Annotated in this window: 5 protein-coding genes, 1 pseudogene and 1 riboswitch; of the genes and pseudogenes, 3 read left to right on the top strand and 3 right to left on the bottom strand. The window is 40.7% G+C overall.

The genetic code is table 11. The features are described 5' to 3' along the window. Positions 1 to 305, bottom strand: a 305-nt coding sequence (locus tag DOT_RS01400; RefSeq protein ID WP_009613112.1) for a response regulator, incomplete at its 3' end; no start/stop codon positions are given. A gap of 82 nt (positions 306 to 387) precedes the next feature. Continuing rightward, positions 388 to 472: riboswitch (cyclic di-GMP riboswitch) on the bottom strand. Between the two features lie 241 nt (positions 473 to 713). Between DOT_RS01400 and DOT_RS01390 the strand changes: the two genes are divergently transcribed. Next, positions 714 to 1,496, top strand: coding sequence for a TetR/AcrR family transcriptional regulator (locus DOT_RS01390; RefSeq protein ID WP_009613108.1), 783 nt, complete (start codon positions 714 to 716; stop codon positions 1,494 to 1,496). A 9-nt stretch (positions 1,497 to 1,505) separates the two neighbouring features. Here DOT_RS01390 and DOT_RS01385 read toward each other — a convergent pair whose 3' ends face one another. Next, entirely contained in the window at positions 1,506 to 2,954 is a 1,449-nt protein-coding gene (locus DOT_RS01385) for a Na+/H+ antiporter NhaC family protein (RefSeq protein ID WP_009613106.1), read from the bottom strand. Between the two features lie 328 nt (positions 2,955 to 3,282). Here DOT_RS01385 and tlp point away from each other — a divergent pair, with 328 nt between their 5' ends. Both tlp and DOT_RS01375 read left to right on the top strand, forming a co-directional pair. Beyond that, the gene (tlp, locus tag DOT_RS01380; RefSeq protein ID WP_009613095.1) at positions 3,283 to 3,498 is read left to right on the top strand and encodes a small acid-soluble spore protein Tlp; all 216 of its coding nucleotides are present in this window, start codon (positions 3,283 to 3,285) and stop codon (positions 3,496 to 3,498) included. A gap of 374 nt (positions 3,499 to 3,872) precedes the next feature. Then, positions 3,873 to 5,180, top strand: coding sequence for an APC family permease (locus tag DOT_RS01375; protein ID WP_009613093.1), 1,308 nt, complete (start codon positions 3,873 to 3,875; stop codon positions 5,178 to 5,180). 197 nt (positions 5,181 to 5,377) lie between these two features. Here DOT_RS01375 and DOT_RS01370 read toward each other — a convergent pair. After that, positions 5,378 to 5,786, bottom strand: a pseudogene (locus tag DOT_RS01370) (fructose-bisphosphate aldolase); the annotation flags it as partial.

Raw genomic sequence — 5,786 nt, 5'->3', positions numbered from 1 at the left:
TTAGTTATAAAACCTTTAGCACCATACTCAATACTTTCTTGGATTATGCTCTCTTGCCCCATTGCAGAGCACATTAATACTTTGGCATCCGGATTGGAGCAAAGAATTTCTTTTAATGATTCTAGTCCATTCACTATTGGCATGGTGATATCCATTATTACCAGATCAGGTTTTAATTCCTGGTATCGGCTAACAGCTTCTTGGCCGTCTGAAGCCTCACCGACAACTTGATGCCCCGCTCTTTCCAACACGGCCTGAATTATCTTCCGCATAAACGAGGAATCATCCGCAACCAAAATCCGCATTATCTATTCTTCCTTTCTAACCCGGTTGCCAATCCAAAGTTTTGAAAAAGCCGTACCCAATGGGTACGGCTTTAAAGTTCCCCTCGGTAGCCCGGCGATCATTACTTGTAAGCAGAAGACCCGTGGCTTTGCGTCCTTAACTTTCGCTAAGTTTGCCTTTATCAACCTTATTATAATTTTGGGCATGAACAGAGGTCTGCAATAATAAATCAAATCAGTTTTCTTAAGCATCCTTTGTAGGGCATCCAATACGTCTAGTATTTAAATTATGGTACCGAATTCTACACGATGTTAAGTATATTACCTTCATTTATGCCTGTCAATATCGTATAATACTTTTGCACGTTAGGATGGTTCTAGTCATTTATCAAAAAAAATCGCACTTTTTCGCAAAGGGGTTAGCATTTTTTGGATAGAATAAAACTTTATCAATCGAAAATACTTAAATGTGCTCAAAATATTGTCAATACAGAGGGAATTGATAAGCTGACCGTTTCAAATCTAGCTAAAAAATGCAAGATCAGCAAAAGAACGTTTTATGAGATATTTTCCTCCAAAGAAATGCTAATAAATCAACTAAGACAAGACGATGCTGATGTTCAATTGATTGATGAGCGGGAGGCAATTATTAAAAATGCCCGCGAAAGGTTTGCTCAAGTAAGTTACACTAGAATTGACATGGATGAGATAGCTAAGGCCGCAGGCCTCAAGCGATCAACATTGTATAAATACTTCAAATCTAAAGAGGAACTTTTAGCATACTGCATTGAATATGAAACCAAAATGATCAAACGCGTAACCGGAAAGATATTATTGAATTTTGGAAATCCTGTAGAAGTCTTAGAAAAATTTATTACGGGTTACTGTAGTTATATTAGTAAACCCTATCCGAATACTTTGTTTTCGGAAGCCTATAGCAATATTACCTTTAATAAGAAAATTGATGAGTGTGTTAAAGAATTACATCACTTTTTTGTTAATAGTTTTAAAGATATCCTTGAAGCAGGAATTATAGACGGAATTTTTCGTAGCGATTTAGATGTGGAAGGCACAACAATAATCGTGTTGGCCGCTTTGAATGGACTTGATTTCTTTAGTAAGATTAATCCTGCCCTTGATATTAAGGTGCGAATAAGGAATAGTCTGCTCACTATCTTATTCGATACGATATCAATTAAACAGAATTCATGACCGCTCATATTAATGAAACACCATAGCTGCCACGCCAAACAGTACGGTCGTTATCGCCGCAGCCAATAAGGCTGGTTTTAACTTCAGGCGTGAATATTCCATGACTGGAAGATCGAGAATCGTACACAAGGTAACCGTGTTATCACTTAACGGCGAAGCAAAAGCGCCAAAAGTCCCACTAGCAAAGACGGCACCTATGACAAGTAAGATATTGCCTCCCGATTGGTGGGCCAGAGTTACTCCTAAGGGCATTAGTAAACCCCACGTACCCCAGGATGACCCAATAAAATATGAAATCAGACCACCCAGCAGAAACATTACTGGCGCAATAAAGGCATGAGGAACTCGACCAGCAACTTGTGCCGCTATATATTTGGAGAATCCCAAATCTTCGGACACGGCGGACAGCGCCCAGATTAGGGTTAACATGATAATGACTGAAACCAATTCGTTGCCACCTTTGATGAAATGTGTTACGAGCTTGGCAACGCTGAAATGCTGGCATAAGTAAAAGATGAGTGAAAGAAACAAAGAAATGAACACGGCCTCAAGCATGACACCTAGGGCGTCAGCTTTTAGGAAAGCACCCATGAAACTACTGGATTTCAGATGCCCGTCCCACCAGCTTAAAAAGATCGTTCCCACTAAGACGGAGATGAGTGGCAGAATTAAATTCCAGGGCTTGCTCTGCGTGTCTTTCTCGAATGCCCGATAACACTCTTCAAGATCTTCTTCGCCTTGCAGCGAATTTGGGTCCTGGCCATTTGCCCTAGCATTGCTCGCTTCCGACTTCCCTTCTCTTTTCTTTCCACCGAAATCACGAAAAAAGCTATAATAGATACCTAAAGCAATAATCACATAGGAAAAAAAATTAAATGGGATACTCTTAATATAAATGATGTAGGGTGCTTCCTTAATCCCCACGTGCTGAAGAGCTGTCCCTGTCACCGAAACCATATAGCCAACAAATGCAGTGGCTACTGGAATAAGCACAACGACCGGATTAGAGGTTGCCTCGATGACGAAACCAATCTCCTGCTTAGAAATTTGTAATCTTTGCCTCAATGCTTTCATGATTGGAGCGATCGTTACGATCCTGAAATCAGGATCAGAAAATGTAGCGATTGTTGATAGCCAGGTTAACAACATTGCCGCACCTTTTGTTTTTACTTTATGCCCGACTAAATTGACAAAACCTTTAATTCCACCCGTCAGCTTGGTCAAGCTGATCAAGCCCGCAAAAACATAGAGGAAAATGATGATACGGATGTTATTCTGCTTAACCATATTGTCTACGATATACCCAATTAAAGTCTTTACTCCGCCCAAAATATCCGGCTGTTTCAAATAGCTCCCCAGAATTAACCCAACAAGAAGACCTGGTTGAACTTGTTTTGTTACAATAGAAATCGGAATTACCACCAAAAAAGGTAATAACGCTATCCATGATCCTTCCATCTCAACACTCCTAACATACTTTTTAGTCTTCAGTGATTGGTGATTAGGGCTTTTCTCCAATTTGGCCGCCATTTGTCATGTCGGCTTTAACCTCAACTTCAATGCATGGCTATCACAAACATAAAGAGCGGGACTGCTAACTCAAACATAAGCCAAAAAATACTTCTGGGAGTTTTTTAAGGCAATTACCTCTCTTGTGCTTATCCTTTCACGGATTTTGTAGGTTAATACTCTAGAAAGAAACGCGGATTGAATATTTACCCGCATAGCAGCTTTTGATTTAGGCCATCCTATAAAGACAGTTATGAATAACTAGGAGGGATTTACATTGGCCAAACCGGATAATCGAGCGGATAACGAGGCTCACCTGCAAGAACATATCGACAACACCATTGCCAAGTTGCATGAATCAGAGGATTACTTGGATGAGCATGCTGGTGAGATTTCAGCTGATGAGAAGCAAACTTTAGAAGCTAAAAATGATCGACGCAAAGAAAGTATTAATGGTTTTATCGCGGAAAAAAGAGACGAAGCTCATCACTAAAGCAGTATTGCACCGTATGTGACTTACCATGCGAAAGCAGCTCCTACCTATTTTGGTAGAAGCTGCTTGTTGTTTTTTAAAATTTATAGATTCGCTAACTTTTGCGTGAATTGCAGCGATACCTGTCTATCAATCGATATTCCGACGACCTGATTTGAGAGTTCTTGCCCTACTGGAGAGCCTTATGCAACCAAAAAATGTTAACACTGTTTTAAAAGGTTGAATGCTGACAGTATTGCCTGTCCATAAATTGGCGGATATAATGACCATGACGTTACTTATTTGAAAAAGTAACTAATCCTACAAAAATGGAGGCTTTGACATTTGAAAGCTCACAAGCAAGCCGACGAATTTATTATTACGGGGCAGGTACAATGATTGAACAAAGTGGAGAAAAGTCTCTGGGTTATTGGTCAGCAGTGGCAATTGGCGTTGGTGGAATGGTAGGTGGAGGTATCTTTGCCGTATTGGGATTGGCGGTTCAACTTGCCAAAGGAGGAACCCCAGTGGCGTTCGCTATTGCTGGATTAGTTGCCCTCGTGACGGCCTACTCCTACGCCAAATTATCTGTTGCCTACCCGAGTCAGGGAGGAACGGTGGAATTTTTAAATCAGGCCTTTGGGGTGGGGCTGACTGCTGGTGGACTTAATGTCCTATTATGGATGAGTTATGTAATAATGCTCTCCCTATATGCCTACGCCTTTGGTAGTTATGGCGCTATGTTCTTTCCAACCGCATCACAATTAATATGGAAACACGTCTTAATTAGTGCAATCATTATTCTCCTAACTGGTTTAAATCTCTTCAATGCCAAGGTAGTTGGTGAATTAGAAGAATGGGTTGTAGGTTTTAAAATAACGATCCTGATTCTGTTTATCGCGGCAGGTCTACGGAGTGTTAATCTTCAGTCCATGCAACCATCCTCTTGGGCTCAGCCATTCCAGCTAATAGCAGGAGGTATGATTATTTTTGTTGCTTATGAAGGGTTTGAACTTATAGCGAACACAGCAGGTGAAATGCGCAATCCTAACAAGACGATCCCCAAAGCATATTTTAGCGCAGTTGGATTTGTAATCGTGCTTTATGTCCTTATTTCTGCGGTAACCTTAGGAAATTTACCAATTAAGCTGATAGTCGTTGCCCAAGACTACGCTTTAGCCGCCGCAGCAAAACCATTCCTGGGTAGTTTTGGTTATACTCTTATTACAATTGCAGCCCTTTTGTCGACTGCCTCAGCAATTAATGCAACTCTATACGGAGCATCGAGGGTGAGCTATATTATAGCCAAAGAGGGCGAATTGCCAGTTGTCCTGGAGAGAAAGGTTTGGCACCAACCCTTGGAAGGACTTTTTATTACTTCAGGCTTGACTTTATTAGTAGCCAATTTTTTTGACCTGTCTAGTATTTCTACTATGGGTAGTGCGGGGTTTTTACTAATTTTTGCTGCGGTCAATTATGCTAATTACAAGCTTTACAAACAGACCCGGAGTCATAGAATAATATCATTAGCAGGGATGCTTGTAAATTTGATAGCTTTGGGTATCTTGATCTGGCAACGGGCTAATGAAGCACCGAAAGAAGTGTGGGTGCTAATCATTATGCTAGGTTTATCATTTACTATTGAAGCTGTCTACCGGCAAGTGACGGGCAGAGGAATTAAACTACATTCAACAAGTGAGTAAAGAAAACTTGGCTGCTGCCAAGCGCTGACCTTAGTTGATTGAGTGTCTTATATAGTATCTAGTATAAAAATAAGACTGATCACGAAACCCGGTCTACCAGAGTCTGGGATTTTCATGATCAGTCTCTTTTCATAACTTCTTTTGGTTAGAGATGTAACTTATTGGAAATAGCCTGAGAATTTTGAGTATGCCCTTGCTTAAGCTATGTCAATACCTCTATCAATATATACATTTTGGATGGCATTAAGCAATTCTATCCCCTCACCCATCGGCTTTTGAAAGGCCTTTCTACCTGAGATCATGCCCATGCCACCTGCTCTTTTATTGATGACTGCTGTCTTGACAGCTTGTTGCAAATCATTTTCGCCTGAAGGGCCTCCAGAATTAATCAATCCCGCTCTCCCCATATAGCAATTAGCCACTTGATAGCGAGTTAAATCAATCAGATGCTGAGAGGATAATTTTTCATAAACCAGCGGACTGGTTTTTCCAAAGTTTAAGGCAGTATAGCCCCCGTTATTAGTAGCCTGTTTTTGTTTGATTATATCTGCTTCGATGGTCACCCCTAAATGATTGGCTTGCCCAGTTAAATCAGCTGCTGCATCA

The sequence above is a fragment of the Desulfosporosinus sp. OT genome, from assembly GCF_000224515.1.
Classification (GTDB): Bacteria; Bacillota; Desulfitobacteriia; order Desulfitobacteriales; family Desulfitobacteriaceae; genus Desulfosporosinus.
Note: the sequence above shows the minus strand (reverse complement) of the source record. Positions and strands in the feature narration are given on the sequence as shown.

Excerpts from the sequence above, each read along its gene's own strand:
- DOT_RS01385 (WP_009613106.1), bottom strand. The coding sequence starts at position 2,954 with ATGGAAGGATCATGGATAGCGTTATTACCTTTTTTGGTGGTAATTCCG.
- DOT_RS01375 (WP_009613093.1), top strand. The coding sequence starts at position 3,873 with ATGATTGAACAAAGTGGAGAAAAGTCTCTGGGTTATTGGTCAGCAGTG.